Source organism: Verrucomicrobiales bacterium (assembly GCA_016793885.1).
In the GTDB taxonomy this organism is placed as follows: Bacteria; Verrucomicrobiota; Verrucomicrobiia; order Limisphaerales; family UBA11320; genus UBA11320.
In genome coordinates this window covers 17,111-42,593 of sequence record JAEUHE010000125.1, presented here as the reverse complement: position 1 = coordinate 42,593, position 25,483 = coordinate 17,111, and the positions used below count along the sequence as shown (strand labels likewise).

General features: G+C 58.5%; 22 protein-coding genes. 13 read left to right on the top strand and 9 right to left on the bottom strand.

Translation table 11 applies throughout. The annotated features are described in order from the left end of the window. Positions 1-531 precede the first annotated feature (531 nt). Positions 532-981, top strand: coding sequence for a hypothetical protein (locus tag JNN07_14335; GenBank protein ID MBL9168914.1), 450 nt, complete (start codon positions 532-534; stop codon positions 979-981). 7 nt (positions 982-988) lie between these two features. On the opposite strand, the gene JNN07_14330 is transcribed toward JNN07_14335, so the two are convergent. Continuing rightward, the gene (locus JNN07_14330) at positions 989-2,092 is read right to left on the bottom strand and encodes a Gfo/Idh/MocA family oxidoreductase (protein ID MBL9168913.1); all 1,104 of its coding nucleotides are present in this window, start codon (positions 2,090-2,092) and stop codon (positions 989-991) included. Positions 2,093-2,193: 101 nt separating this feature from the next. On the opposite strand from JNN07_14330, the gene JNN07_14325 reads away from it, so the two are divergent. The 4 genes from JNN07_14325 (at position 2,194) to folK (ending at position 5,295) form a co-directional block, all read left to right on the top strand. Next, a complete protein-coding gene (locus JNN07_14325) occupies positions 2,194-3,003 on the top strand; it encodes a diaminopimelate epimerase (protein ID MBL9168912.1) in 810 nt (269 codons plus the stop codon). A gap of 74 nt (positions 3,004-3,077) precedes the next feature. Beyond that, a complete protein-coding gene (locus JNN07_14320) occupies positions 3,078-3,986 on the top strand; it encodes a 4-hydroxy-tetrahydrodipicolinate synthase (GenBank protein MBL9168911.1) in 909 nt (302 codons plus the stop codon). Next, positions 3,983-4,723 (top strand): 4-hydroxy-tetrahydrodipicolinate reductase, encoded by a 741-nt coding sequence (locus JNN07_14315; protein ID MBL9168910.1) that lies wholly within the window; start codon positions 3,983-3,985, stop codon positions 4,721-4,723. Before JNN07_14320 ends, JNN07_14315 begins: the two co-directional genes overlap by 4 nt. 62 nt (positions 4,724-4,785) lie before the next feature. Next, a complete protein-coding gene (folK, locus tag JNN07_14310; GenBank protein ID MBL9168909.1) occupies positions 4,786-5,295 on the top strand; it encodes a 2-amino-4-hydroxy-6-hydroxymethyldihydropteridine diphosphokinase in 510 nt (169 codons plus the stop codon). Positions 5,296-5,319: 24 nt separating this feature from the next. Here the strand turns inward: folK and JNN07_14305 are convergent, their stop codons facing one another. Then, positions 5,320-5,598: an RNA-binding protein gene (locus JNN07_14305; protein ID MBL9168908.1), complete on the bottom strand. Its 279-nt coding sequence runs from the start codon at positions 5,596-5,598 to the stop codon at positions 5,320-5,322. A gap of 1,175 nt (positions 5,599-6,773) precedes the next feature. Here JNN07_14305 and JNN07_14300 point away from each other — a divergent pair. Further along, a complete protein-coding gene (locus JNN07_14300; protein ID MBL9168907.1) occupies positions 6,774-7,214 on the top strand; it encodes a hypothetical protein in 441 nt (146 codons plus the stop codon). Between the two features lie 378 nt (positions 7,215-7,592). Next, entirely contained in the window at positions 7,593-12,374 is a 4,782-nt protein-coding gene (locus tag JNN07_14295; protein MBL9168906.1) for a 2-oxoacid:acceptor oxidoreductase family protein, read from the top strand. 318 nt (positions 12,375-12,692) lie between these two features. On the opposite strand, the gene JNN07_14290 is transcribed toward JNN07_14295, so the two are convergent. Genes JNN07_14290 through JNN07_14275 form a run of 4 tightly spaced genes read right to left on the bottom strand, consistent with a single transcriptional unit; the run spans position 12,693 to position 16,739 of the window. Then, positions 12,693-13,424 carry an SDR family NAD(P)-dependent oxidoreductase gene (locus tag JNN07_14290; protein MBL9168905.1) on the bottom strand — a complete coding sequence of 244 codons (732 nt, stop codon included), beginning with the start codon at positions 13,422-13,424 and terminating at the stop codon, positions 12,693-12,695. Beyond that, positions 13,421-14,662 (bottom strand): amidohydrolase family protein, encoded by a 1,242-nt coding sequence (locus JNN07_14285; GenBank protein MBL9168904.1) that lies wholly within the window; start codon positions 14,660-14,662, stop codon positions 13,421-13,423. Before JNN07_14285 ends, JNN07_14290 begins: the two co-directional genes overlap by 4 nt. Before the next feature lie 11 nt (positions 14,663-14,673). Beyond that, positions 14,674-15,027, bottom strand: a complete 354-nt coding sequence (raiA, locus tag JNN07_14280; GenBank protein MBL9168903.1) for a ribosome-associated translation inhibitor RaiA — start codon at positions 15,025-15,027, stop codon at positions 14,674-14,676. Positions 15,028-15,068: 41 nt separating this feature from the next. Beyond that, positions 15,069-16,739, bottom strand: coding sequence for a putative manganese-dependent inorganic diphosphatase (locus tag JNN07_14275; GenBank protein MBL9168902.1), 1,671 nt, complete (start codon positions 16,737-16,739; stop codon positions 15,069-15,071). 608 nt (positions 16,740-17,347) lie between these two features. Here JNN07_14275 and JNN07_14270 point away from each other — a divergent pair. The 4 genes from JNN07_14270 to JNN07_14255 all read left to right on the top strand — a co-directional run bounded on the left by JNN07_14270 (position 17,348) and on the right by JNN07_14255 (position 20,061). Then, complete coding sequence (locus JNN07_14270) at positions 17,348-17,791, top strand: hypothetical protein (GenBank protein ID MBL9168901.1); 444 nt, start codon at positions 17,348-17,350, stop codon at positions 17,789-17,791. Positions 17,792-18,086: 295 nt separating this feature from the next. After that, the gene (locus JNN07_14265) at positions 18,087-18,434 is read left to right on the top strand and encodes a heavy-metal-associated domain-containing protein (protein ID MBL9168900.1); all 348 of its coding nucleotides are present in this window, start codon (positions 18,087-18,089) and stop codon (positions 18,432-18,434) included. Beyond that, positions 18,431-19,141, top strand: a complete 711-nt coding sequence (locus JNN07_14260) for an SCO family protein (GenBank protein MBL9168899.1) — start codon at positions 18,431-18,433, stop codon at positions 19,139-19,141. The genes JNN07_14265 and JNN07_14260 overlap by 4 nt, the downstream gene beginning before the upstream one ends. Further along, on the top strand, positions 19,138-20,061 hold the full coding sequence (locus JNN07_14255; GenBank protein MBL9168898.1) for an SCO family protein: 924 nt from the start codon (positions 19,138-19,140) through the stop codon (positions 20,059-20,061). Before JNN07_14260 ends, JNN07_14255 begins: the two co-directional genes overlap by 4 nt. A 158-nt stretch (positions 20,062-20,219) precedes the next feature. On the opposite strand, the gene JNN07_14250 is transcribed toward JNN07_14255, so the two are convergent. After that, positions 20,220-21,119 carry a hypothetical protein gene (locus tag JNN07_14250; GenBank protein ID MBL9168897.1) on the bottom strand — a complete coding sequence of 300 codons (900 nt, stop codon included), beginning with the start codon at positions 21,117-21,119 and terminating at the stop codon, positions 20,220-20,222. Positions 21,120-21,324: 205 nt separating this feature from the next. Between JNN07_14250 and JNN07_14245 the strand changes: the two genes are divergently transcribed. After that, positions 21,325-21,879, top strand: coding sequence for an RNA polymerase sigma factor (locus JNN07_14245; protein ID MBL9168896.1), 555 nt, complete (start codon positions 21,325-21,327; stop codon positions 21,877-21,879). Further along, entirely contained in the window at positions 21,876-22,622 is a 747-nt protein-coding gene (locus JNN07_14240) for a hypothetical protein (protein ID MBL9168895.1), read from the top strand. Before JNN07_14245 ends, JNN07_14240 begins: the two co-directional genes overlap by 4 nt. A 114-nt stretch (positions 22,623-22,736) precedes the next feature. On the opposite strand, the gene JNN07_14235 is transcribed toward JNN07_14240, so the two are convergent. Together JNN07_14235 and JNN07_14230 are read right to left on the bottom strand one after the other, a co-directional pair. Further along, positions 22,737-23,873 carry a hypothetical protein gene (locus tag JNN07_14235; protein MBL9168894.1) on the bottom strand — a complete coding sequence of 379 codons (1,137 nt, stop codon included), beginning with the start codon at positions 23,871-23,873 and terminating at the stop codon, positions 22,737-22,739. Positions 23,874-24,529: 656 nt separating this feature from the next. Beyond that, complete coding sequence (locus tag JNN07_14230) at positions 24,530-25,327, bottom strand: hypothetical protein (protein ID MBL9168893.1); 798 nt, start codon at positions 25,325-25,327, stop codon at positions 24,530-24,532. Positions 25,328-25,483 lie beyond the last annotated feature (156 nt).

The window sequence follows — 25,483 nt, the reverse complement described above, 5'->3', positions numbered from 1 at the left end:
CACGATGGGGTTGTGGATTCTATGGCGTTTTCCCCAGGGTAGCTCGTTCCTCCCAACCCTGGGCTTTGAGGCGCAATCCCGTTGGGATAGGGAGGAAGCCCTCCGAACTTGTGGGTAATGCTCAGAGCCCTCTGCCGCTTTGGTCTCCCCAGCGGAGCTGGGGTTCCCCCTCCGGGGGTGGCGAAAAGCTGTAGAGGGCTACAGCACTCCAAACGCTGCGCGGGGGACGGTAGCGATATGGAGTGCGGCAGGCCTCTGCCGCTTTGGTCTCCCCAGCGGAGCTGGGGTTCCCCCTCCGGGGGTGACCGAAAAGCTGTAGAGGGCTACAGCACTCCAAACGCTGCGCGAGGAAGGGGAGACATATGGAGTGCGGCAGCCCTCTGCCGCTTTGGTCTCCCCAGCGGAGCTGGGATCCCCTCCGGGGGTGACCGAAAAGCTGTAGAGGGCTACAGCACTCCAAGAAGGTCTCACGCCCTTTCCCCCCGTCCGAACCTGACTTTACTTGGCTCCTACCGCCGCTATGCTTTCCGCATGACCGCCCAACAGTCTCGCGGAGTTACATTCTGCTTGCTCGTCTTGATCGCTGCGTTCTTCACCGGATGCGCGACCAGCACCGTCGAGAAGCGCAAACAGGAACGTTATGGGGCCTATAGCGCTCTCGCCCCTGAGCAGCGCGAACTCGTCGATCAGGGACGGGTTAAGATTGGAATGAGCCCCGATGCGGTCTATATCGCCCTAGGAAAACCTGCAGAGATCTTGCAGCAGGAGACTCAGGCGGGAGCCACCACTCACTGGCTTTATCACGGATCGACCTTGCGAGAGCATCGCTATTGGACGTATCGCGGCGTTAGGGTGGGGAACCGTTATTACTCGGAACCCTACATGGCTCAGGACTATTACCTGCAGCCTTACGTCCGCTCTGAGATCATCTTCCAGGACGGTGTGGTTCGGGAATGGCGGACCTTGCCGAGCCCGAAATAGGCCGGCTCTACAGGTTCACCGGTTTGCTCCCCGCTCGTGCGGACTCCAAGCAGGCTTCCATTACCTGCTGGGTTTTGACTGCCATGGCCGGCCATTCGTCGTTCAGCGTGCCGCTCAACACCTGAGTGCTGAAGTTCTGGAAAAGCATGGTCTCCTGTGAAGTCGAGTGGCTGTTGCTGTACTCCTGGACTTCGTGATGACGGACCCGGCCCTCCATGTTGAAGTCGCATCCGTTCACCTCGAAATGTGGGTTCTGGGTAGTGAACCCGGCGGTGCAGCCGAAGACCGGCAGGACGAAGTCAGAGACGAGCAGGGAACCTTTGGTGCCGCTCAGGTGCACCCATTGCTGGTTCTCGGTGATGAACGAGCAGTAGAAGGTCATGGAGGGGCCGTTCTCGAAGAACAGTTCGGCCGAGAACTCCGTGGGGACCGAGCCTGCGCCGTCGGCCCGGTTGGTCTGCGAGAGGATGCGGCCGATCACCTGGCGGGGCATCTGCCACTTCAGAGCCCAGAGCGCAAAACGGATATTGTACCAGCCCAGGTCCCCGAGGCAGCCGTGCGGCTCGAGGCGGCTATCGCCGCGAATGTTCCCGGTAAAGAATTCCTCAGGTGCACAAAAGCTGAACGACGAGGCGATTCGCCGAAGAGTGCCGACGTGCTGTCCCGCGTCGAGGACCTCTCGGATCAGGTTCAGGCGGCGGCTGTGCATGAACATGACGCCATCCATGAACTGGACTCGATGCTTGGCGCAGGCGGCAACCATCTCCTGCAGCTCGGGCAGGGAAATGGCACAGGGTTTCTCGCAGACGATGTGTTTGCCGGCCGCAGCGGCTTTCAACACCCATTCCTTACGAGATCCGGTCGGGAGCGGGATATAGACGGCGTCCACGTTCGGGGATTGGAGCAGGGCCTCGTAGCTCCCGAGGGCCTCTGGGGGAGCATCTTGGGGCACCTGACGCTGGTTTTCTTCGATATACCGCCGGCTTTTGGATAGGTCCCGACTGGCCACGGCGGTGACCGTGCCGTTCCCGCTCAAGTGGATCGCCTGCCAGTTTTTTCTGGCAATGTTGGCGGTGCCCATGATTCCCCAGCGCAGTTTGTTGATGCTCATAATCTTTGGTCGATAACTTGCCGGGAGCCTGCCTGAGAAGCCAGCGAAAGATCGGCGAAATTCCTATTCCCTCGCCGCCCCTGATCCCCTATTTTCCCGGGATGCTTCTGGAGTTCACCAAGATGAACGGAGCCGGTAACGATTTCATTCTGATCGATAACCGCTCCGGCAAGATCCGACTGACGTCGGAGCAAGTAGTCCGTCTCTGCCACCGCCAGCGGGGCGTTGGGGCGGACGGAGTCATGCTGCTGGTTCCGAGTCGGACCGGCAAGGCGGACTGGGCTTGGGACTTTTACAACAGCGATGGCAGCGTGGCGGAGATGTGCGGGAATGGCGCCCGGTGCTTTGCCCGATACATACAGCGCGTCGTTGGTCCGTGCGAGCGCACTACCTTCGAGACTGGGGCCGGCATTATTACCGCCACCTTCCAAGGCGAGCGCGTGACCGTGAACTTGACTGCCCCACGGGATGAAGCACTCAACCAGCTGGTTCCCTCATCCTCCGGCAAACTGACGGTGCACTCCGTGAACACGGGAGTTCCCCATGCCGTGGTCTACGTACCGGATGCCGACAAGGCCATGGTGCAGCAGTTGGGGGCGGAGCTGCGTTACCATGAGCATTTCAAGCCTAAGGGAACGAACGTGAATTTCGCGCAGGTGCTGGCTCCGGGAGCCATCCGCGTTCGCACCTATGAACGGGGGGTGGAGGGTGAAACATTGGCGTGCGGCACCGGCGTGACGGCGGCGGCGTTGGTGAGTTCGCGTATCCATGGATTTTCCTCGCCGGTTAGCGTCCAAGTGCAAGGCGGAGATCAATTGGAGGTCAGTTTCCGGGAGGAGGCAGGACGCTTTGTGGACGTCAACCTGTGTGGTCCGGCGGACTTCGCCTTCGCAGGACGCATCGAGATTTAGTCGAAAACCTCAGATTTAGTTAGGATCCGGCGGCGACCGCCGGCAGTTTAGAAAACAACGAAACCGATCAGAGCATGTTCAAAGGCACATATACCGCTATCGTCACCCCGTTCCGAAATGGAAAGTTGGATCTTCCTGCGCTGGAGAAGCTCGTGAAGCTCCAGATCCGCGGGGGCGTTGACGGAATCGTTCCCGTTGGCACCACCGGCGAGTCTCCCACCGTCAGCTTCGAGGAGCATATCGAGATCGTCCGGAACACGGTGCGATTTGCCGCCGGCAAGGCCAAGGTCATGGCCGGGACGGGCGCTAACTCCACTTCGGAGGCGATCTACCTGACCAAGGCGGCTGAGGAGGCGGGGGCCGATGGATCGTTGCAAGTGGCTCCTTATTACAACAAGCCCACGCAAGAGGGGTTGTTCCAGCACTTCCATGCCATCGCTCGCGCCACCAAGCTCCCGATTGTGCTGTATAGCATCCCGGGTCGTTGTGGAGTGGAGATTGCTGTGGAGACCGTTCATCGGCTGGCCCAGGACAGCGTGAACATTGTGGGTATCAAGGAGGCGGGTGGTAATCCTGACCGCGTCAGTCAACTGCGCGCAGTGTTGGGACCCAAGTTTGACATTTTGTCAGGCGACGACTCCTTAACCTTGCCGTTCATGTCCGTCGGTGCCGACGGTGTCATCAGCGTTGCTTCGAATGTCATTCCCCGCGATGTTGCCAACATGGTCAAGGCGTTCCGTCTCGGTAAAGTCGAGGCGGCGCGCAAACTTCATCACCGTTTTTATCCCATCTTCAAGGACCTGTTCATCGAGACGAACCCGATCCCGGTGAAGGCGGCCTTGGCCATGATGGGGTTGATCGAGGAGGAGTATCGGTTGCCGCTGGTGGCGATGGGCACCAAGAATCGGGAGAAACTTGAACAAACCTTGCGGGCCTGTGGGGTGCTGAAAGCGGCTGGATCCAAGAGGAGGGAGTTGGCTTGAACCCGACCCGAGTTCTCATCAACGGCTATAAGGGGCGCATGGGACAGGCGTTACTGTCGTGCGCGGCTCGCATGCCCGATCTCCAGGTGACCGCGCAAGCGGATGCCGGCGATGCCATCGAGCCTTTATTGGAGCGAGCTGACGTCGTGATCGATTTCAGCTTTCACTCCGTGACGCCTGATCTCGCCGCACTTTGCGCGGCGCGGCGCAAGGCTCTGGTGATTGGTACTACCGGCCATTCGGATGCCGAGAAGGCCAAGATTCGCTCGCTCGCCGGTGCGATCCCGATGGTCTGGGCTTCCAACTATTCAACCGGGGTGAACACGCTCTTCTGGCTCGTTCGCAAGGCCACCGAAATTCTGGGCCCAAGCTTCGATCTGGAAGTGGTGGAGATGCACCATCGGTTGAAGAAGGATGCGCCGAGCGGAACGGCCGCCAGTTTGGCCGAGATCTTGGCGGATGTGCGCAAACAGCAGCTGTCGGAAGTGATTCGCCATGGACGCGAAGGCATTACTGGCGAGCGCACTGCAACCGAGATCGGTATGCATTCGATGCGGGGCGGTGACGTGGTTGGAGATCACACGGTGATTTATGCCAATGTCGGCGAGCGGCTCGAGCTCACGCACAAGGCATCCAGTCGCGACACCTTTGCGAACGGCGCTCTGCGCGCGGCGGCTTGGGTGGTCACTCGGCAACCGGGCATCTACGACATGCAGGACGTGCTCGGGTTGAAATAAAGCAAGGTCGCCCCGCTCTCTCTCTCCCGATGACTCCCACGCGATCGTCCCATCCATCAGTGATGGGAGATGCGTCGGATTTGGCGGTGGTGAGCCTGGGATCCAATCTAGGAGATTCCCAGGCCGTCTTGCGCTCTGCGTTCGATCGCCTGCAAGCCTGGTCGGAGACTCCCGTGATCCGATCCTCCTTGTGGCAAACCTCGCCGGTGGACTGTCCCCCGGGATCCCCGCCGTTCGTCAACGCGGTGGCCTTGCTGCGGCCTGCCGCATCGGTCAGTGCAGAGCAGTTGCTTTCCGCGCTTCAAGAGCTCGAGAGGGAGTTTGGCCGTCGTTTGAAAAAGCAGTTGAACGAGCCTAGGCCGTTGGACCTGGACATCATTTGGTTCCGTCGGGAGTCCCGTCGGGAGACTCATCTCACCCTGCCTCATCCACGAGCGCATCAGCGACGCTTTGTGCTTCAGCCGCTCGCCGAACTTTTGCCGCAGGCCATCTTTCCCGGGCAGGGCAAAAGCGTGAGTGACCTGCTAGCGGGTCTGCACACCCACGAGCAGGTGGTCCTTCTTGAGGACTAGGGATCTGCCGTGCGCTGGCTGGCGCTAGCGACGTTGCTCGCGAGGCTGGCGCGGTTCCATGGGGCGCGCGAGGTTGACTGTGAGGTCGCGGCCCCCGAACTCGGCCCCGTGGAGGGCTTCGATTGCTTTCTGAGCCTCTTCGGTGGAGGCCATGGTAACGAATCCGAAGCCGCGAGGACGTCCGGTGACCCGGTCCATCATCAGTTGAACTTCGGTGACTGAGCCGTGAGGGGTAAACAGGTCGCTCAGTTCTTCCTGAGTGACCTTGAAGGGAAGGTTTCCGACAAACAATTTAGCACTCATAACTTCTCCGCTGTGCCAGCTCGACGACTCCTCAGAACGGCGTTTCCCGACCGACGGGCTTACAAGGATCCAGGTATACCTACTTGGGCATCACAAAACGTGGAGAGGAACTTCGGGTTGGGCACGGGATGCACATTGCTCTCCGCCCCTTGAAAAGCAAGGCGAAAAGGGTTCAGAGTGTGACTGGCTGAAAGTCGGTAAAGGGGTTTTCGAGCCCGCGGAAACTACCGTCGCCGTCGGGTGGGGCAAAAGCTGTAGAAGCCTCTGAGGATTGCCCACAACTTTTCGTTCTACGAATCCGGTTGCCGCGCCGTATCCCAAAGGGATTCCGCCTCAAAGCCCAGGGTTGGCGTGAGGCACGAGCGCCTACCCTGGGTGAGTGGTGTGTTTGCGGACAACCCCAAGGTGGGTTGCGGATCGGAGTTCAGACCAGAAACGCCAACTGTGACCACGGATTTCTCAGATGACACGGATGAAAAAGCATGGGGAGCGACACTCAGGGAGGCTTACAGCACTCCATAGCGTCCAGGGCCTCGCGAAGCGTCTTGGAGTGCGGGTAGACCTCTACCGCTTTTCAGGATCCGACGGAGTCGGGGTCCGTTGTCCTCACTCTGAAATCTCCAAGGGTTGGTCGGTTGATCCACGTTCCAAGCAGGGAGCATGCAGTAAGCCATCTATCGCGCGAATCCGCTCTCTGAGCCCCGTTACGGAGGGGCAGAGATCGGCACCATCGATCCGAGTATATACTTTTTCCTGAGCTAGTGCTTCCATGTACATGACAAGTGGTCTGCCAACTTCTAGAGTGACCGCTCCGCGCAGAAATACACGAAAGTTGGGGTCCGCCGTCGGCTTAGGAAATTTCGAATCCATCTCCTGCAAGACATGCCCACGGGAGCGGGCGGGAACACTCGCGTCCTATATTCAGAAGCCGGTTCCGAAGCGATGAGGGAGTTCTCAGCGCACGACCGAATCTTCTCTCCCCAAAAAAGTTTAACCTTCCCTGAAACAAGTCGGACGCCTCTGCGAAAGAATCAGTGAGGGACACAACCCTGATTTTGTAACTGTATGACGGCGAAGCCGATGAAACTGGTGGCGTGGGAACGAAAGGTCCGGATCGAATGAATGGTAAACTTCAGCACTTCCCTAGAATCCACCTTCCGACAAATTGGACCATTATGAAAAACGACTTGGCGTTGTGGTCAGTCATGTTAGTGGTTGTTCTGAGTCTCCGAGTGAATGCGCAGAACCATTCGATCGACTGGTTTACGGTCGATGGGGGTGGCGGGACGAGTTCAGCCGATGTCTATTCGTTGAGTGGAACGATTGGACAACCGGATCCGGGGACCACCCTGGCCGGCGGGGATTATTCCCTCGTCGGAGGTTTTTGGGCACTTCTCGCGACATCACAGGACCAAACCGGTCCGGTGCTCAGCGTGGCACTCGCGCCCGAAGGTCGGGTGAGGCTTAGCTGGGTTCCTAACGCCCCCGGTTATGTGCTTCAGGAAACTCTGCAACTCTCACGTCCAGATTGGAAGAATGTTGCCGATGGGTCGACGAATCCTCGGCTGATTCCGGCAGGCTCTTCAGCCAGGTATTACCGACTACAGAAACCCTAGCCAGAAGTGGACCACGGATTACGCGGATGACACGGATTACGAACCGGACCCGTGAGTGGGAGAGCATCGGGCGGCGTGAAGGAACAGCGGTGTCGTGCCACCGCGGTCCATAGGGTGGTCCCCACTAGGCTAGGACATCGCAGAACCTCCTCAGCCTGAGCGGGTCTCCCTTTCTTGCTGAGCATTCTCCCGTTGTTGCCGGTGCTCGATTTTGCCCGGGATTTCGGAACTTTGTCGTGGTTGGCGGACCTCCTTCCGGATTCTTTTCCATTGTTTCTTCGGGATGAATCCCTAGATTGACTTTACACCCTGCGTCGAGCACGGGATCACATCGAGTTCGCGCTTGGACGGGGTTTTTGGGAAAGGCTGTTTCTTGTTATGACTGGAAATGCTGCTACAAAACCGAACGCCAACTCCGGCTCCTCACCCTCGTCTAATTCCACCTCCAACCCCAAGCCCAATACCGCGCGCCATAAACCCAAGTATCCCGGCGTGCGAGTGACCTGCAACGGCAATCAGCTGGTGGCTCAGCATGTGGAGACACGGATCACCGAAGGCGGTGTGTTTTATCCGATCACGCCCTCCACTGAAGGTGGCGAGATCTACCAGTCTTCCTATGCGCACGGGGAATTGAACGTCTGGGGGGCGCAGAAGATTGCCGTGGAGACGGAAGGTGAGCACGCAGCGCAAGGCGGTGCCACCGCGTTTGCGGTCACGGGCCGTCGCACGGTGAACTTTACCTCAGGCCAGGGGATCGTTTACGCGATGGAGCAGTATTACCACGCTCCCGGCAAGTTTTCGACGATGGTTCTCGAGGTAGGTGCGCGCGCTCTCACCAAGCACGCCCTCAATGTGCATTGCGGTCATGACGACTTCTACGCCGCCTTGGACACTGGCTGGATCATGCTCATGTCGAAAGACGCGCAGCAGGCAGCTGATCAGGCGGTGATTCTACGCAAGGTTTGTGAGTTGTCGCTCAACCCTGGCATGAACATTCAGGATGGCATGTTGACGACTCACTCGGAGCGCATGTACCTGGCGCCGGAGGCGGAATTGCTGCGCGAGTTCCTGGGTGCACCCGATGATGAGATTGAGTGTCCGACCCCAGCCCAGCGCGAGCTGTTCGGGCCCACGCGCCGACGGCTTCCGCAGATGATGGATCTGAAGAACCCTCTCTTGCTCGGTCCGGTGCAGAACCAAGAGCATCATATGAACGGGGTCGTGGCTCGGCGGAACAATTTTAATGAGCCCATCCTGGGCTTCCTGGAGCAAGCTTACTCGGAATTCGGTCGGCTCACCGGACGCTTCTATGGCCCGCTCAGCGAATACAAAACCGAGGATGCCGATACGGTTTTCATTTCCTTAGGTTGCGCGGCGGACAACATCGAGGCGGCTTGCGACTATCTCCGCGAGCAACGCAACGCCAAGGTTGGATCGATTCATATCAACATCATCCGGCCCTTCCCCGAGGCGGCCATTATTCAGGCGCTCCGCGGACGCAAGAATGTCATCATTCTCGAACGTACCGATGAAGGCCTCTCCGGCGACAATCCGCTGGCGCGGGACATCCGAGTAGCGCTCGGCAAAGCCAACGAGGCTGCCAAGTTCGGCGGGTCCCTACCGGCGCTCAAGCCGGAGGAGACCCCCCGGCTTTTCCGTGGCGCCTATGGCATTGGGTCGCGCGATTTCCGTCCCGAGCACACGCTCGGGGCCTACGAATTCGCCATCGGCCAGACCAAGCGGACGGACGGGCGCAGTGCCGCCGATGGCGAGACCTTTTTTGTTCTCGGCGTGAACCACCCCTATGCGGTGATCAGCAAAGATACGCCGTCGCTGCTTCCGGAGGGGGCCATTGCGGTGCGGTTCCACTCGATCGGCGGATGGGGAATGATCACCACCGGAAAGAACCTGGGAGAACTGGTGGGTGACTTCGGGGAATACATTACCGAACGCGACGCGGTCCGCGACGATGACGGGTTTCTCGTGGAGAAGCTCTATGTCATGGCGAACCCCAAGTACGGGTCTGAAAAGAAGGGCGCCCCCACCAACTATTACCTGACCGTCGCTCCGCAGCGCATCAAGGTGAATTGCGAGTTGAACCACGTGGATGTGGTGCTGTGCTGCGATCCCAAGGCGTTCACTCATACCAATCCGCTCGAAGGACTCAAAAAGGGCGGCAGCTTTGTGTGGGAATCGAGCGATACCGCTGAAACAGCCTGGACGCGCATTCCGTCGAAGTACCGGCAGTTCGTTAAGGACAACAACATCCATGTGTTCATCCTCCCGGGATTCGATATTGCCCGGAAAGCCACCAACAAGCCCGAGCTTCAACTGCGGATGCAGGGCAATTCGTTCCTGGGTGCCTTCTTCCGGGTGAGTCCCTTCCTGCAGGAGTTCGGTATCACCGAGGAGAAGTTTCACGAAAGTGTGCAGAAGCAGTATCAAAAGAAGTTTGGACGCTTTGGCGATGCGGTCGTGACATCGAACATGGAAGTCATGGAGCAAGGGTTCGCGCGCGTCCAGGAAATCAAGTATGGCGAGTTTGGGGCAGCCGATCGATCCTCCATGCGCAATCCGCCGGTGGCGCCGTTGGGGGAACAGCATTTGTTGCCCACGGCTGGTTGCGGGACCACATGCGGCGGGTTGCCAACGCCGGTAGCTCAGGGGGTGCGCGCGCCTTTTCAGAGACTGGCCAAGTTTGATTCCGAGTTTCGCAACGGGTTGGGGTACCATCAGCCGGCGGGAGCGCTGGCATCGGTCGGGGTCATGGGACCGGGCACTGGAGCGACCCAATCCAAGTATAACGCGCGACGTGAGACGCCGGTGTACATCGCTGAGAACTGCACTCAATGCATGGAATGCATCACCGCCTGTCCGGACACCGCGCTGCCGAACTCGGCTCAGGATGTGTCCACGATCCTCAAGACCGCTGCAGTCAACTATGTTTCCGACGCCGCCGAACGCCGTCTGCTGATGAACGAGCTTCCAGGTGTGGAAGCCCGGGCTCGAGCCAAAATGACGGAATCGGTCAAAGCCAAGACCAACCGTCCATTGAAAGAAATCATTGGCGAGGAGGTTCAGGCGCTGTCTGGCCTCACGGCTCAAACGAAGTCGGAGTTCACCGGAATCATTGAGAAGCTACCGCTCGCCTATAGCAACGTTCCTGCGATCTTCCGGTCCCTGGAGCAGAAGACGCCCGGTGCCGGCGGGGTGTTCTCGATCTTTGTCAGCGATCTTTGCAAGGGATGTGGCGAATGCGTTCAGGTCTGCGGTGATCACGATGCCTTGCGCATGACCACTGAGACGGAGGAACTCAATGCTGATCTTACGACAGCACAAATCTTTTCCCGCTTGCTTCCCGACACCCCGCAAAAGTTCTTGGGACTCTACAACGATGCCGACGCCGCGAATTCTCGCGATGCGGCATTGCGGAACCATCTGATGGTGCGGCGCAACTACGAAGCCCTGGTCTCCGGCGATGGCGCATGTGCGGGCTGTGGGGAGAAAAGCATTCTCCGGGCCTGTGCCAGTGTCACCGAGGCCTACATGCGTCCACTCTACCATCGCAAGGCGGATCGACTGCGTGCGAAGGCGGATCGCCTCGAGAAGGAGGGGGCTGCCAAGTTGGCCTCCCTCAAGGCGCGGTCGGAGTCGGAATACCAACTCTTCCGTAAAACGTTTGCTCATGTGGTGGTGGGCCTTGGCGGTGAGAACGAGCAAGACACCAACCATCGAATCTCGGATTACGAGGCCAAGCATGGACCGATCACCGATGGTGAAATCGTTGGAGGGATGGTCGCCTTACTCCGACAGGATGCGTTCAATCACCGGGAATTGCAGGCTGTGGATGGACGCCGGACAAACGGCATGTCGGTCATGATGATGGGGGCGAGCACGGGATGTAACACCGTCTATGGGTCAACCCCTCCATCGAATCCGCATCCGTATCCTTGGATGAATTCCTTGTTTCAGGATGGGGCCACCATTTCTTGGCTGTTGGCCGAGTCCTTGATTTTGACGCACTCTCGGCGCTCGGTGGTTCCTGAGCGACTGGCCGACGCTTTGTTGGACCGAGAGGCGAACGTTGCCTCCGAGGCTGAATATTTCGCGCTCACCCACTTGGACGACGCGACCATGACGGAGCAGGAGATCCGCGAGTTGCCGAAGATGTGGGTGGTGGGCGGCGACGGGGCGCTGGGAGACATCGGCTTCCAGAATGTTTCCAAAGTGGTTCTGCAGAACCGGCCCAACGTGAAGATCCTGATGCTGGATACCCAGGTCTACTCCAACACCGGCGGTCAGAACTCGGATTCATCCACCATGCTGGGCGGCTACGATATGAATCAGTTCGGGGCTGCCTCCCAAGGCAAGCTGATCGAGAAGAAGAACGTGGCCGAGGCTTTCACCAGCGGACATGGATCCCCATTCGTCGCCCAGGTTTCCATGGCCAATGCTGCCAAGCTCTACAAGGCGCTGCTTGATGGATTGGAGTATCGCGGCACCGCCTTCTTCCAGAGCTACACCACCTGCCAGCCGGAGCATGGGGTGGGCGACAACATGAGCGCAGATCAGGCGAAGCTGGTTCGCGATGCGCGTGGGATGCCGGAATTCGTCTTCAACCCGCGACGGGGCGAGACTAGTCAGGAAGCCCTCGACCTTAAGGGAAATCCCAGTATGGACCGGGATTGGTGGCGCACTAAATACGCCAGCAACGGCGAGGAATACAACTTCAGTGTCGCGCACTGGGCCATCACCGAAGGACGGTTCCGTAAGCACGTCAAGAGCATCACGGCTGAGGAGGCCGCCGGATTGTTACTCCTGGACGACATGCTTTTACTCATTACCCAGGACGATGTGATTCATCGTCGCGTCTTCGATCCTAAACATCGGAGCCACGTGGCTAACTTTGGCTGCTACATCAAGGCCGAGCAGGGGGGGAAGATGAAGTTCTTTGCGGTGAGTCGTCAGATGGTGCTCTTCGCGGTGGAGCGCCGTAAAGCGTGGCGCGTGCTACAGAGCAAAGCTGGGGTGATCAACAAGGATTACTTGGCTCAAAAGGCGCTCTTGGCGAAGCTCGACAAGGGTGAGGTGTCATTGGCGGATGCCAAGGCGAAGGCGAAGGATTTATTCGCTGCCGAGCTGGCCGTCCTTGGCACGTAGTTGATCGCGCAACGATCCGATGAAGTTTATAGTTCATTCGTCCGCCTTTAGGCGGAGGCGGCCTGAAGGTGAGATCGCGCGCCCGACCTGCTAAAGCAGGAACTCCATGCCCCGAAGGCTTCGTCCTTGGTACGGAGTTCCGCCTTTAGGCGGAGGCGGCCTCAAAGTGAGATGGCGTGCCCGACCTGCTAAAGCAGGAACTCCATGCCCCGAAGGCTTCGTCCTGGGTACGGAGTTCCGCCTTTAGGCGGAGGCGGCCTCAAAGTGAGATGGCGTGCCCGACCTGCTGAAGCAGGAACTCCATACGGGAGTGATCAGCTAAACCCACCGGCTGATTCGGCTATCCAGCTGGAAGATCTGTCCCGACACGTTCTTGAGCGTGGTGAGGAACCCGATGAAGCGGGCGACCTCCTCCAGATCGTTGAGCCTTCCTAGGACGTTCTCCGCGGCGAGACCGGCAAGCCGTTCCGCGCTCAGTTCGGCCGTCATGCCGGTCGGCAGAACTCCGGGCAAGACCGCGTTGACCTGCACTTGATGCGGTCCTAACTCCTGGGCTAAAGACTGAGTGAATCCAAGCAATCCGGCTTTGGTTGCGGCATAATTGGCTTGGCCGGAATGGCCTCGTTTGGCGGCGAAACTTCCGATGTTCACGATCTGTCCTGAGCGTCGGGCCGCAAAACTCTCGACGACCGTGCGGCTGCAGAGAAACGCCCCTCGTAGATTGACCTCCATGACCTCGTCCCACTCGGCTTCTGTCATCTGCGCCAAGAGCCGATCACGTGCGATGCCGGCATTGTTGATCAGGATATCCACGCGTTGCCAGCGTGCGAGGATCGTTTCGTAGGCTGTCTGGACCGATGCTGCCTGGGTAACGTCAAGACGAACGGCTGCCAAGTGGGTGTCCTCGCGGAAGTCATGACGGGTTCGGAAACCCGCGATGACGATATCGCCCTGCGACCGGAACTGCTTCACCAGCTGTCGCCCCAGGCCGCCCGAGGCACCGGTGATCCATACGACCCGGCTCGTTGAGGGGCAGGGAGGAGTGATCATAGGAGCGGACCTTGGATCCACTGTCCTTCGACCATACTGGAGATAACCGGGCCCTCATGGTGGACGATCGCCTCGGCCGCTTGGCGTGTGCTGCCCGACCAGGGAATGGTGATCAAGTCGGCGGACAGCCGGGGTGCCAAGACCCCCGTGTCATTCCAACCCAAACCTAGGGCACCATCGCGAGTCGCATGTTCCACGATTCGGTTCGGTTTGACCTCTGGATGGGCGTGAGCGAATGCGGCCATCTCGGCGAAGAGGCTCAGCGTGGGCAGTTGGCCGCGAGAGGAACGGACGCTGACTAGGCTGTCCGTGCCGAGACAGATACGGACACCTGCCTGGACTAACTCGTGATAGGGGAATGGAGGATGTTGGAAGTAGTCATGACTGCGCGGGCAATGGACCACCTGAGCACCCGATGTTGCCAGCCGCCTGATCTCCGCTTCGTTGACAAGGTTCACGTGGGCAAGGAGCAGCTCCGGGCTGAGAGCCTGTGTAGCTTCCAGCCATTCGAATGGCGACACTCCGCCACAGTCGCTCATGTCGCGCTGCGATTTCAGCCAATGAAACAGTGGGCCGGTGCACTCGCGGAACATCGACTGTTCCTCAATGGACTCCGCTAGATGCATGGACCATCGCCAACCCCGACTCCGGCACTCCGCTGCCGCCCTGGCCACGAGGTCTTGATAGGTGGAGTAAGGAGCATGCGGTGACAATCCGGCGTGGCGAAGGGGGGCGGTGACGCTCTCGAGATCTCGAGCGGCGGACTCGACCAGGGCGTCGGGTTGCCCGCGGTTGCGAATGCTGATGATTTCCCGGAAGGTGGTGATCCGCAGTGGGAGCACCGGGAGTACGTCAGGGAGCAATTCAGGAACAGTGACAATGTCGCCGACGGTGGTGGTTCCGGACTCGATCAGCTGGTGCATTCCGGTGAGCCACGACTGTGCGAAGTCGGTATAGCTCCACCCCGCTTTCAGGCTGATGAGTTGCTTGACCCAATCGGTAAAGCTCGAGGGTGGGGGGATATGCCGGGCCAGAAGGGTGAGATCCAGGTGGCAATGAGCATTGATCAGACCCGGGAGGAGGATAGTCTCCCCAAGATCAACACACGACGCCCCTGCGGTCGGCCGAATTGTATCGGACCGACCCACCTCCAGAATACGCCCCTCACCGATCCGGACAGCACCGTTCTCGATCGGAGGTGACCCTACCGGAAAGACAACGCGCGCTCTGAGCAACATCGGTCTCCGGACTACAGGTCAGCTTCCTGGCGGCTCCGTTTGGAGCGGGAAGCATCGGTATGCTTCCGGGCTTTCGCCTTCCCATGCCGCTTGCGGATCTGCTGCTCAATCTTTTTGGCAGCCTTGTCGATGGCGGCGTACAAATCTTCCTCGGAGTCCGTGGCAAAGAGATCTGGCCCACGCACGCCAAGTCGAATGGAGCACGTGAAGGCCCGCTCCGGCGTGCGCGTATGATCATGTTCCAGCGACACCCGCGCGTCGACCGCCCAGCGGTCATAATGCTCGAGCTTGTCGATGCGTGCCAGAATATGATCTTCGATCGCCTTGGTGAGGGTCACGTTGTGCGTGGTTAATATGAATTTCATAGGGGGATACTGAATGGTTCTCGGTACGGAAATCCAGCCTGTTAGGCATCCATTTTTTTGAGGCAGTGGGTAAGATACGGAAGGAGCTGCTTCTTGCGGGACACAATCCCAGGGAGCTCGTAGATGGCACAGTCCAGCTCGGCATACGTGTCGCTCTCAACATAGTCGATCTGGTCGCGAAAATCCAGACTCCCCGCGATTAAAAGTAGTGAGGTCTGCAGGTCAACATCGGTGACCAGCAGGGCGGCGAATAAATAGCCCTTCTGCAGCCGGTAGTCACTGAGGGCATGAAGGACCTCCAGCTTGCGTTTCCAGAACTGCTCGAAGCCGATCTCTTCGATCTGCGCGACGCTGAAGGTCTCCCCCAGTTCGGTGTATTCCTTGCAGTCGGCGGTGATCGCCTGCGAGGCTGGTTTGGAAACGAGAACAGAACCGGTGGCAAACAGGCTCTCGGTAAACTGGCGGGCGTTGATGCCGCTGACGCTCTCAAGCCTCCGGAGAATGTCCCGATCCTTGGGAGTGGTGGTGGGCGAGGTCAGATTTAAGGTGTCGGTGACCAGACCGGCCAGCAGTAGCCCGGCGATGGATTTAGGTAGCTCGACCCCGTCCCGGAAGAAATAGTCCGCCACAATCGTGCTCGTGGAACCCACCGGCTCGTTCCGGAACAGGATGGGTTGCTGAGTGGCTAAAGATCCGATGCGATGATGGTCGATCACTTCGATGATCTCCATGTTCTCCGCGCCAGGCACCGCTTGAGAAAGCTCGTTGTGATCCACCAGAATCAACCGGCGATCCACCTTCTTGAGAAAATCGGTTTTGGACAAAAAGCCGACCATCCGCTGCTCGGCATTCAAGACGGGAAAGCCCAGGAACTGCGAGGCCATCGCCCGCTTCGCCGTCTTGTCCAGTGGATCGTCCTCGAAGAGAAAAAGCAGGTTCTCGTGCATCATGTGATGCACCGCGATGGCCGCACGGCACAGCATCGCCGAGGTGACGGAGTCGTGCGGAGAGATGAGCAGGGTGACCTGCTGCTTGCGTGCGTAGTCCTCCATGGCCTGCGAGATCGGCAGGTCGCCGGTCACGATCAAGGCCCGAACTCCTTCGCGGATGGCACGATCTTGAATTTCGAGGCGATCCCCCACGAGGACGATCAACCGGTCGGCTGGGTATTGTTTGAGCCTTTGAGCGAAGGATTCTAGATTCATGGCTCCGACCATGAGAATCAAATCCTCCTCGGTATCCATGTCCTTTCCCACCAAGACCTTCGCGTTCAGGGTCTCGGCCATGTTCTTCATGCTGGCTTGCACTCGTCGGGAATCGAAAAGACGGTTACGCACCGGAAAGAAAAACTTGTTCATCTTGAACACGGAGACCAGCCCAGCGCAGCTGCTGTCGTCGTTCAACACCGGGAGCACCCGGATGTTGTTGGTTTCCATGACCGACATCGCTTCAGCCGCGGTGGCCTTCGTAGGCACGCTGACGACTTGGGTGGCCATCACGTCACGGACCTTGGGGGAAACATCCGCAATGAACCGGGGCGGCGGAACGCCGAAGGTGTTGAGAACGAAGTCGATCCGGTCGTTTGTATCCCCGCATCGCGCGGCAACCGCCTCCAGCATGCCGGTACGCCGCTTGTACTCGGCGTAGCCGATGGCCGAGCAAATCGCATCCGTGTCGGGGTTCCGGTGCCCTATGACTAGTACTTCGCTCATAAGAGATTATGTCGGCAAGAAACGGAAAACCTCCATCGGGATTCCCTTCCGCGCCAAGCCGATAACTACCCCGGCTCAGGGATGAACTGCAATAGAGCACTTTAGAATTTATCAGGGGGCTCGACCGGTAGTCATCGGTAAGAACACGCACCGATCGCCGGATTGGTCGAAAAGCTACACCCAGTTAGTAAGGCGCTGGCCGCCCGGCAATGAACGTTGCCCGGGCTCGTTTTTTGCCTCGGGGACAGTCAGAAGCTGTCGCGGCACTGAGACGACTCACTCCAAATTTCACCACTTTACCGTCACAGATTTCAAGAATGATGCATTCTTAGAGTGAGGTTAATCTCAATTTCGGACGATCTCAATCGGCTCGGGTCTTGCTTATTGAGGATGGAAACCAACTCTTGAACGAAATTAGACAAAAGAAACGCTTCAAATCTTGTCGGCCCCCTGCTTCAGTATGCGCCCTTCGGTCTTGGTGCCGTGATGTTGGCGATTGGGGATGGGAATAGGCATTGAGTTCGACGGGAAGATGGAGTGGGGGAAATCGGGCAAGGGAGTGCGGGTGTTCGCCAGCAGAAAATGACGAAACTTACATGCTCTACTCTATGAGATCACTCATCGCACTGCTTTCCGCAGGTATTCTGAGTTGTCAGGCCGGGCTTTCCGATTTGGAAGCTCTCAGCTTGATCGAATCCGGGGGAAACGATGCTGCCGTAGGCGAGGCGGGCGAGGTTAGCCGCTATCAGATCCTGCCGAAGGTATGGCGAACCTACTCCCGGTCCCAGAATTACCGTAACCCCTGGCTTTCGGGTGAAGTGGCCCGGCAGCATTTGCGGTTCTTGATGACCCGCTTTCAGCAGGAAACCGGCCGCAATCCCCGGGACTTTGATCTTTATGTGATGTGGAATGCCGGGCTGACGTATTACCGCAAGCTCGGTTTCGACGCCAACAAGGTGCACCGTATTATCCGCGAACGAGCCGAACGATTCGTCAACCTCAAGCAATACCTTCCGACAACCCCGTCCCTGGTCCAGGCTAGCGTGAGGTGAGCGGAGGGCTACCCGCACCCTCTCATGCTTGGTGGCTTTCCTTGCGGTGAACGATCTGTGCGGCCATTGCGGGAAGGTTGATCAAACGGACTTACGCTCTGTGGCATTTTGCCGCATCTGGTTGGCTGCCCGCCGGCCTTACAACGAACATCGGCGTTTCTCTTCCTGATTTGCAGCCCCTTACGAAGGACAACCCCACCGCGCTTGGGTGTTGTGTCTCCCCCGGTCCTGGTTGTGAGGGACGAAACCGTGCCGAGATATTGACCATGCCGCTTGGCGCACCCATGCTGTGTTTATGGTTCGGTTCCTAAACCTCCGAGTGAATGCTTCCCAATGCCGACGTGCGGCCACGCTTCTGTGGGCAGGGGCGCTCGCAGCCCTGTGGGCGGGCTGCGCCGGCCCGCGAGACACAGCCTCTGGCGCGGCGCCCGTGGCGTGGCATTTTAAGGTTCAAGGCATGCACTGCACTGGGTGCGCCGGCGGAATCCGCTCGGAGCTTGTCGCGGTCCCGGGCGTCTTATCCGCCACGGTGCGCTACCCGGAAGCGGATGCGGAAGTGAAGGTGGATCCGGCCCGAGTGGATCAGGAGAAACTGATCAAGGTGATACAAGAAGCCGGCTATCAGGCGACACGCGTTCCATGAACTCCTCTCTGGAAGAGCAAAAACCCGAAGATGCCCAGCTTGCGCGCGAGCAGCGATTTTTCACGGTGATCGCGTGCGGTCTGGCGGCGCTGGGAGTTGTGGCCGTGTTGGCGATTTCTCGGTGGCGACGGAGCGACTCCGAGTCGCCTGCGGCGGCGTCAACTCGGCTTCATACCGCGGGACACGATACCAATCTCCGCGCCCGCTGGCTGGCCGACTTTGAACTCGTAGAACGGAGCGGAAGGAAAGTGTCCAGAACCGATCTAGGCAACCAGTATCTGGTCATGAACTTCGTTTTCACCAGCTGCTCCTTAGGCTGCCAAGAAGTCAATCGGCGCATGTCGGAAATTCAGACCAAGGTCGGTACCAACGATCAGATCAGACTGGTTTCCATCAGCATTGATCCGCGTACCGACACCCCGGAAGCTATGGCCCGCTTCGCTCAGCGTTTCCAGGCCGATACCCACCGCTGGCTTTTTCTCACGGGCTCCAAAACAGCGATCTGCGACCTTCTTGAACAGAGCTTCTTTCCGGATTTGTCCGGCGAGAATCTCCTGATTCCTAACGGACTTCGGCTCACTCAGGAAATCCTTCTGATCGACCCTGATGGCAAGGTGCGCGCCACCTTTAACGGGTTGGATTCCCGGGTGACCGACGTAGTCATGTCGGAGATCGAGCGAATTCGACAACCGCGCGCCGCGCTATGAGATCGACGTGGCGGATGGTGAGTTGCGCGCTAAGCCTCGGTTTCGGCCTGGCCGCTTCAGATCTGACCGTGGTCGCCGCTTCCCCAGCCGCCTCATCCAAGGTTGCCACCCCGGTTGCGAAGGAGATCCATGAGGCGCGAGGTGTGCTTCGGAGCATAGCGGACGACCGCAAGAAGGCGGTGATCCGGCATGAGCCCATCCCAAACTACATGCCCGCGATGACCATGGAGCTCACGGCCCTAAATCCGCGCGAGTTGGAGGGGTTCAAAGTGGGCGATGTCATCACGTTCCGTCTCTTGGCGACTGCGGACACCCATTGGATCGACACGCTCAAGCGGGTGAGTGTCACGAACCAAGCCCCTGCTGCACCACTGCGGGTCGAGCCCCCTGCGAAGAAGGGGCAGGAGCTCAGGGTGGGTGAACCGTTGCCTGAGTTCGAACTGATTTGCGAGACCGGGGAGCGTCTCCGTCTCTCTCAGTTTCGCGGCCAGGCGGTGGCTCTGACCTTCATCTTCACCCGCTGTCCTCTGCCTGATTTTTGCCCGCTGATGAACCGCAATTTTAGCCGGGCGCGCGCCTTGCTCAAGGAGGACACGGCTGGGGGCACCAATTGGCATTTTCTATCCATCAGTTTTGATCCGGAGTTTGACACTCCACAGGTGCTCACACGCTACGCCGGCGTCTATCGCGGCGAGGATCCCACCCACTGGACTTTTGCGGCCGCATCGAACCCGGTCATGGAGCGCCTGGCCCCGAAAGTTGATTTGATGTACTATCCTGAAGGGGGAAGCATCCTTCACAATCTTCGAACCGTCGTGCTGGATACTCGAGGACGAATTCATCGCCAGTTCGATAGTAATCAATGGAAAGCCCGCGAGCTGGCCGAGGCGTTGCGTGAAGCAAGCCAAGTGACTCCTTGAGCGAGTCTGATCCTGTTGAATCAGGCCAATCAGGTGAGGCGATTTGCTGCATCACTTAAGCGTGCATTTTCACCCTGGAGAGAAAGCCGCAAGCTGCGAGCGGATCCTTCCACTCGCAGCCCGTCCTCGAACTTACGAAACCGATCGGCTCGAGTGCCTCAATGGTTTCGCCGATGATGCGCTTCTACGATCACGCCGGCCGAGGTGCAAGTCCAATACACCGAACCATCCGGGCCGACCGTAACGTCGGTAGGCTCGGGATCTCCGAAATGCACTAATGTCTTCTTCTTGGTGCGTAGGTTGAGTTCCCAGACCCGGTTTTTTCCTCCAGCCGCACCTGACATTCCAGGCGTGGGAACTTCCGTCCAGTAAAGTCGGTCCCCTTTGCGGTTGAGAGCTATTCCAACGGGTTTGTTCAGCCCTTGAAGAAGGACGCTCGTTTCTCCGTGCCGATTCTGTTCGAGAATCACACCCGCCGACCTGCAGGTCCAATAGAGTTCTCCCTGTCGGCTGACGGCAATGTCCTGAGGTTCTGGCTCACCGGTATGGAGGACGCTGACCCCTTTGACTCCGAGAACTGCCACGGTGTTAGCTCCGCCTTTGTCGCCAGGGAGTCCCGGGGTGGGAATCGAAGTGAAGTAGATGTGCCCCCAGCGATCTACCGCAATCCCACTGGGTTTTTGGAGCCCGGTGAGCACCGACGTCGTTTGCCCATCCTCATCCTGCTTGAGAATGACTCCGGCCGATTTGCACGTCCAGTAGAGCTGGCCCGTGCGGTCGACGGCTATATTGACGGGCTCCGGTTCGCCCTCGTGAAGGGTGGTCAGGGTGCAATCCTCCAAATCGAACTTCTTGACGGCGTTTCCGGCGTTGGGTGTGCCTGGGGCTGGGATCTCGGTGAAGTAAAGTTCATCCTCGTTTCCGGCTACAATTCCAGTCGGGCGCGTGAGCCCGGCCACAACGACTCGGGTCTGGAATTCGGGTGGAGGGGCTGATTCGGCTAAGAAAGGGAGAAAAACGGCCATCAGGCAGCTCATCTGTTGGTTCGTGGGTCTCATTGGTTTGTCCTGTGTTTGGTTTGACGAGATGAGCTACAGTGGTGTTAAGTTGCTTCAAACCGGAGGCCTGAGCTTTCCACTGAGCTGCATCGATTGTCGGAGCGTTGGATCGGCGCTTTATTCCGGCCGAGCAGTTGAGGTGGAAGGTTTTGCAAATTGTTAGGGGCAACTGGAATAAACGTGGGGCTGGTTGCTCCCAATACTAATGGACGACGCGAATCTCGACGGCTTGGTAGAGCGATTTTATCGCTCGCTCTATCATTTCGCGTTGAGCCTTTCGCGTAGCGAGACGGTGGCTGCTGATTTAACCCAGGAGACTTACTACATTTGGGCTGCGAAGGGTCATCAGCTACGGGACCCCTCCAAGCTGAAGTCTTGGATGTTCACCACTCTCCATCGTGAGTTCTTGCGTCGGAAGGCGCACTCGGATCGGTTTCAACACTACGAGACCAGTCAGGTCGAAAGTGAGCTGCCGGTGATCGCGTCGACAGTAGTCAATGACCTTGACTCCGCGGCGGTGATGCAAGCCCTTCAGCGTGTCGATGAGAATTACAGGATACCCCTGGCGATGTTCTATCTGGAGAACTTTTCCTACAAGGAGATCGCTGAAATTCTCGAGGTGCCGGTGGGCACCGTGATGTCGCGGCTCGCGCGAGGGAAGGGACAGCTTCGTGTTTTGATCGGCGAAGCGGCTGCCGGATCGGGAGGCAAGGTGGTCTCGCTGACAGATCCGGGGCTCCATTCGAAGGGGTCAGTATGAATTCGAGAGAGGCCAAATTTATCCTAGAGTCATGGCGGGCCAGCGAGGTTGACGCTGGGGATCCTCGGTTTGAAGAGGCGCTTCGCATGGCCGAGTGCGACGCAGAACTGGCGAGCTGGCTCGAAGTCTCGCAAGACTTCGACCGCTCGATGCGCGATAAACTGAGATCTGTTCCCGTTCCCGACGAGCTGTTGGAACGGATCCGAGCAGGTCAGCCAGCAGTCCCGGTTTCTCCGGCCCCTGGGAAACGTCGTCGTTTTCTAGCGATGGCGGCATCCGTTGCGGTTCTGGGGTCGGTGGCTGGACTGGCTGTGTTCAGAAAGAGAGTGTGGCCGTTGACTGCTTTCCGTGAGGATATGGCAGACTTTTTGGACAGGGTGTGGGATCATACGTTCGACTTCGCGGAGGATGACTATGCGAACGTCAAACAATGGCTTGAAAAGCATGGAGAGCCGGGGCGTCTGGAGATCCCGTCCCTCCTGGCGAACAGCCGCACCGTGGGTTGCAAGGAACTTCGTTGGAAGCGTCGGAGAGCAGCCTTGATCTGCTTTCTTCCCGCACACACTCGGGCGGTTGTTCATATCCTGGTGGTTGATCGCAGCGCGTTGATCGATCCCCCTGGCCCCGAGCCTCAGTTCTTCAAGCTTCCACGTTGGAATAGTGCGATCTGGTCTACCGGCCCGAATGTATATCTCGCCCTGACCACGGCGGATTCGGAGAAACTGGCTCGGTGTTTTTCGTAGAGCTAACTTCAAGTCAGCCATGGTATAAGGAAAAAGCTGCGAGCGGATAAAACCACTCGCAGCTGCTCGGTTGGGAGAGGATTAACCTTACCCTCTCAACGCAACGCTCGAGGACTATTGGGCTGGGTTCAACTGCCACATGACCGCATGTCGCTCCCCGTTTGCCTTGGTGGCGACGCCGGCTACGTTGCCCGCTTCGTCAACTCCGTAGGCCTGGGCTCCAATGAATTCCGCCGGTAGAAAAGCGTTCAGGTCGATCGATTGAAGAACGCTGTCCCACACGATGGCGTGGTTGTAGGCTGGGGTATTGATCTTCGCTGGATCATTTGCGTAGCCCGCAATGTAGGTCGTTGAGAGTCCCAGGGCGATGCTGTGTGTGAAGACGACATCGCCAGCGTTGACCGGATAGGGATGAATGTTAAGCGCGCTGGCCGCCGTGCCCGTCCAAAGCATCGCGTAATTGAAACGAGCAGTCTTGTTGCCCTTGGGCGCCTCATTGCGGACTCGAATATCGTACCCGGCGTAGCCGACCTGACGAGCGCCATCGGTACCATTGGCTACGGAGAGCGTTGCGCTCTTGGGATGCAACGAAACCGCTGAGCCCCTCGATCCACGCCAGAGGGTGGCATTGGCGTTTCCTTTCACAATAAAGCCGACTTGCTGTCCGGCAGCGACTCCGAATACTTGTGCGCCGCCGTTCCCTTCGCCTAGATCGGTCGCTGCGCCCGTTGCTGCATCCCAGAGCATCGCATGGGCTGAACCGATAGTTCCTGTTTCGTCATTGATCCCGATGGCGTAGCCGCCAATTTGGATGCCATCGGTAGCGGTGGCTTGACCGCCGAAGCTGGTGAACGGGATGGGGAGGAAAGCTCCGCTTTCAGCCGTTCCGCGCCAGACCATGGGGAATGCCCGGGTGGACAGAGCCGCCGTGGCTGCCCATCCCACCTGGATGCCGCCGGAAAGGTCTTCCAGAGCGGATCGTCCACCCGTGCCATTGACCGGATCCAACAAGGCGGCGGGGTGAAAATCGATCGGGCCGCTGGCGTCCCACAAGGTCGCCCGGGTCAGAGCACTCGATCCCACGGGCGATGTTAGGCCGACAACGATTCCGTCCTTTACCGCACTCGCAGAACCGGTGCTTAAATCGATGAACGTGTACGACTGAGCTGAGACATCGAGAGCGACGAAGGTGGCGAACAGCACCGACGAGAGAAGGCTGCGGCTTGGGACGGTTGGATACTTGATTTTCATGAGCAATTCTTAGGTTGTTATTTTTCTATCAACGCCTTCGTTCCACGGTGTCGCAGGCTTGGGCGCGCTGCTGATGCCTTTAGCAGCGGGTGTGCCACGACGTGTTTCGGGTAGTTGTTCTGCCGCATAGGGCGCTTTAAAAGCCGTGGTTTTGTTGAGTTTGTGAGAGAATTTTCCAATCCGATAAATCGCCGAGCGTTCCGTGCTTTAGGCGTGGGCGGCTTTGTTGCGGTGTAGTCCCCGGGCTCTACGGCCCGTAGAGTCTGGGCCGCCTAGCCCAGCATTCTGTCCGGTCCTCCCTCAACTCCGCTCCTTCTCACTTGGGGGTTCCTCCCTGAGGACTCAGCAGCCCACCCCCTTCTCCCCCCTACCAACTGAGTGAACGTACGTTCATCGAGTTGGTAGGGGGGAGGGGGGTGGACGGGGATATGATCAGCGATGGGGCTGGTGAACTTAGTGGGTTTTTGGGCCGGTAGTGCAATGCCCCTGGGTTTCGCTCACCTGTACCAACCGAGTGAACGTACGTTCATCGAGTTGGTAGGGGGGAGTGGACGGGGATATGATCAGCGATGGGGCTGGTGAACTTAGCGGTTTGTGGGCCGGTAGTGCAGTGCCCCTGGGTTTCGCTCACCTGTACCAACTGAGTGAACGTACGTTCATCGAGTTGGTAGGGACTTCGGTGGAAGCTCACGTAGCAGTGCACCGACTTCACCCATGACTTGCTTTCTTTTGCCCCAGGCTTCCATACCTCGATAGTCGGCGGGTAACAGTACTCTCGGCAGCAATGGATCCACCTCCATCACCGCCTCCCAGGCCGCTAGTTCTTGCCTAGCCCATTCAAGCAGCCTCCCCGCAGAGGTCGGCTCTCGATCGGCGATTGTGGGCTTTTGGGCCAGGATGTTCCCATGACTCTCGTAGCGCTGGTTAATAAGGGAAAAATTCCAGGCACCACTCACGATGTCTGAGTTCGACTCCCCGGCGATGGGGGTGGCCTCCAGAAGCACGAGTGATTCGACATCAGCCTCGGTCAGTTTCAGAATGGTCCGATCGATGGACGGTCGATCCGGGCTAACCCAAACGCTGTTCTGCAGCCACCCATAGCCTGCCCGCCGGAGTTGCGCTCGGAAACGATTCCTGAGTCGAGTGTGCTCATTGGGAACATCAAAGATGACCAGCCGCCATTTCCCATCCCAAGGCCTGTTCCATTGTGATTCTGGATCGGAGCCGCCCAGCGCATGGAGTCTGCCGCTCTCCGTAAGCCGGAACATCCTCTTTAGACCGACGTCTCGCCGCTCGACAAACTTCATGGCTTCCAACTCCTGGAGTCGTCCAAGGAACCCTCTTCGGTAAGCCCATCCTTCAAACGACTCACCGATATTGCGAAAACTCGGACGCGATAGCGTCTCGAAAGTCCATAGCATTAGATACAGCAACTCCTTGGTCCTTGGCCTCATTGGAAGGCCTAGACTAACTACGACCTTGCCAACGAGCCAGTACAAATCCCCTGAACGTACGTTCATCGGATTGGTCATGGGGGGGAGTTTAGGGGGAAGTCCAGCAGCCCTTGATCGGTGGGGCTCACAGCAGGGATCAGGTCTGGGCTCGCAGGA

Coding starts and splice junctions, on each gene's coding strand:
- JNN07_14335 (MBL9168914.1), top strand. CDS start 532: ATGACCGCCCAACAGTCTCGCGGAGTTACATTCTGCTTGCTCGTCTTG.
- JNN07_14330 (MBL9168913.1), bottom strand. CDS start 2,092: ATGAGCATCAACAAACTGCGCTGGGGAATCATGGGCACCGCCAACATT.
- JNN07_14325 (MBL9168912.1), top strand. CDS start 2,194: ATGCTTCTGGAGTTCACCAAGATGAACGGAGCCGGTAACGATTTCATT.
- JNN07_14320 (MBL9168911.1), top strand. CDS start 3,078: ATGTTCAAAGGCACATATACCGCTATCGTCACCCCGTTCCGAAATGGA.
- folK (MBL9168909.1), top strand. CDS start 4,786: ATGGGAGATGCGTCGGATTTGGCGGTGGTGAGCCTGGGATCCAATCTA.
- JNN07_14305 (MBL9168908.1), bottom strand. CDS start 5,598: ATGAGTGCTAAATTGTTTGTCGGAAACCTTCCCTTCAAGGTCACTCAG.
- JNN07_14300 (MBL9168907.1), top strand. CDS start 6,774: ATGAAAAACGACTTGGCGTTGTGGTCAGTCATGTTAGTGGTTGTTCTG.
- JNN07_14295 (MBL9168906.1), top strand. CDS start 7,593: ATGACTGGAAATGCTGCTACAAAACCGAACGCCAACTCCGGCTCCTCA.
- JNN07_14290 (MBL9168905.1), bottom strand. CDS start 13,424: ATGATCACTCCTCCCTGCCCCTCAACGAGCCGGGTCGTATGGATCACC.
- JNN07_14285 (MBL9168904.1), bottom strand. CDS start 14,662: ATGTTGCTCAGAGCGCGCGTTGTCTTTCCGGTAGGGTCACCTCCGATC.
- raiA (MBL9168903.1), bottom strand. CDS start 15,027: ATGAAATTCATATTAACCACGCACAACGTGACCCTCACCAAGGCGATC.
- JNN07_14275 (MBL9168902.1), bottom strand. CDS start 16,739: ATGAGCGAAGTACTAGTCATAGGGCACCGGAACCCCGACACGGATGCG.
- JNN07_14270 (MBL9168901.1), top strand. CDS start 17,348: ATGAGATCACTCATCGCACTGCTTTCCGCAGGTATTCTGAGTTGTCAG.
- JNN07_14265 (MBL9168900.1), top strand. CDS start 18,087: ATGGTTCGGTTCCTAAACCTCCGAGTGAATGCTTCCCAATGCCGACGT.
- JNN07_14260 (MBL9168899.1), top strand. CDS start 18,431: ATGAACTCCTCTCTGGAAGAGCAAAAACCCGAAGATGCCCAGCTTGCG.
- JNN07_14255 (MBL9168898.1), top strand. CDS start 19,138: ATGAGATCGACGTGGCGGATGGTGAGTTGCGCGCTAAGCCTCGGTTTC.
- JNN07_14250 (MBL9168897.1), bottom strand. CDS start 21,119: ATGAGACCCACGAACCAACAGATGAGCTGCCTGATGGCCGTTTTTCTC.
- JNN07_14245 (MBL9168896.1), top strand. CDS start 21,325: ATGGACGACGCGAATCTCGACGGCTTGGTAGAGCGATTTTATCGCTCG.
- JNN07_14240 (MBL9168895.1), top strand. CDS start 21,876: ATGAATTCGAGAGAGGCCAAATTTATCCTAGAGTCATGGCGGGCCAGC.
- JNN07_14235 (MBL9168894.1), bottom strand. CDS start 23,873: ATGAAAATCAAGTATCCAACCGTCCCAAGCCGCAGCCTTCTCTCGTCG.
- JNN07_14230 (MBL9168893.1), bottom strand. CDS start 25,327: ATGAGGCCAAGGACCAAGGAGTTGCTGTATCTAATGCTATGGACTTTC.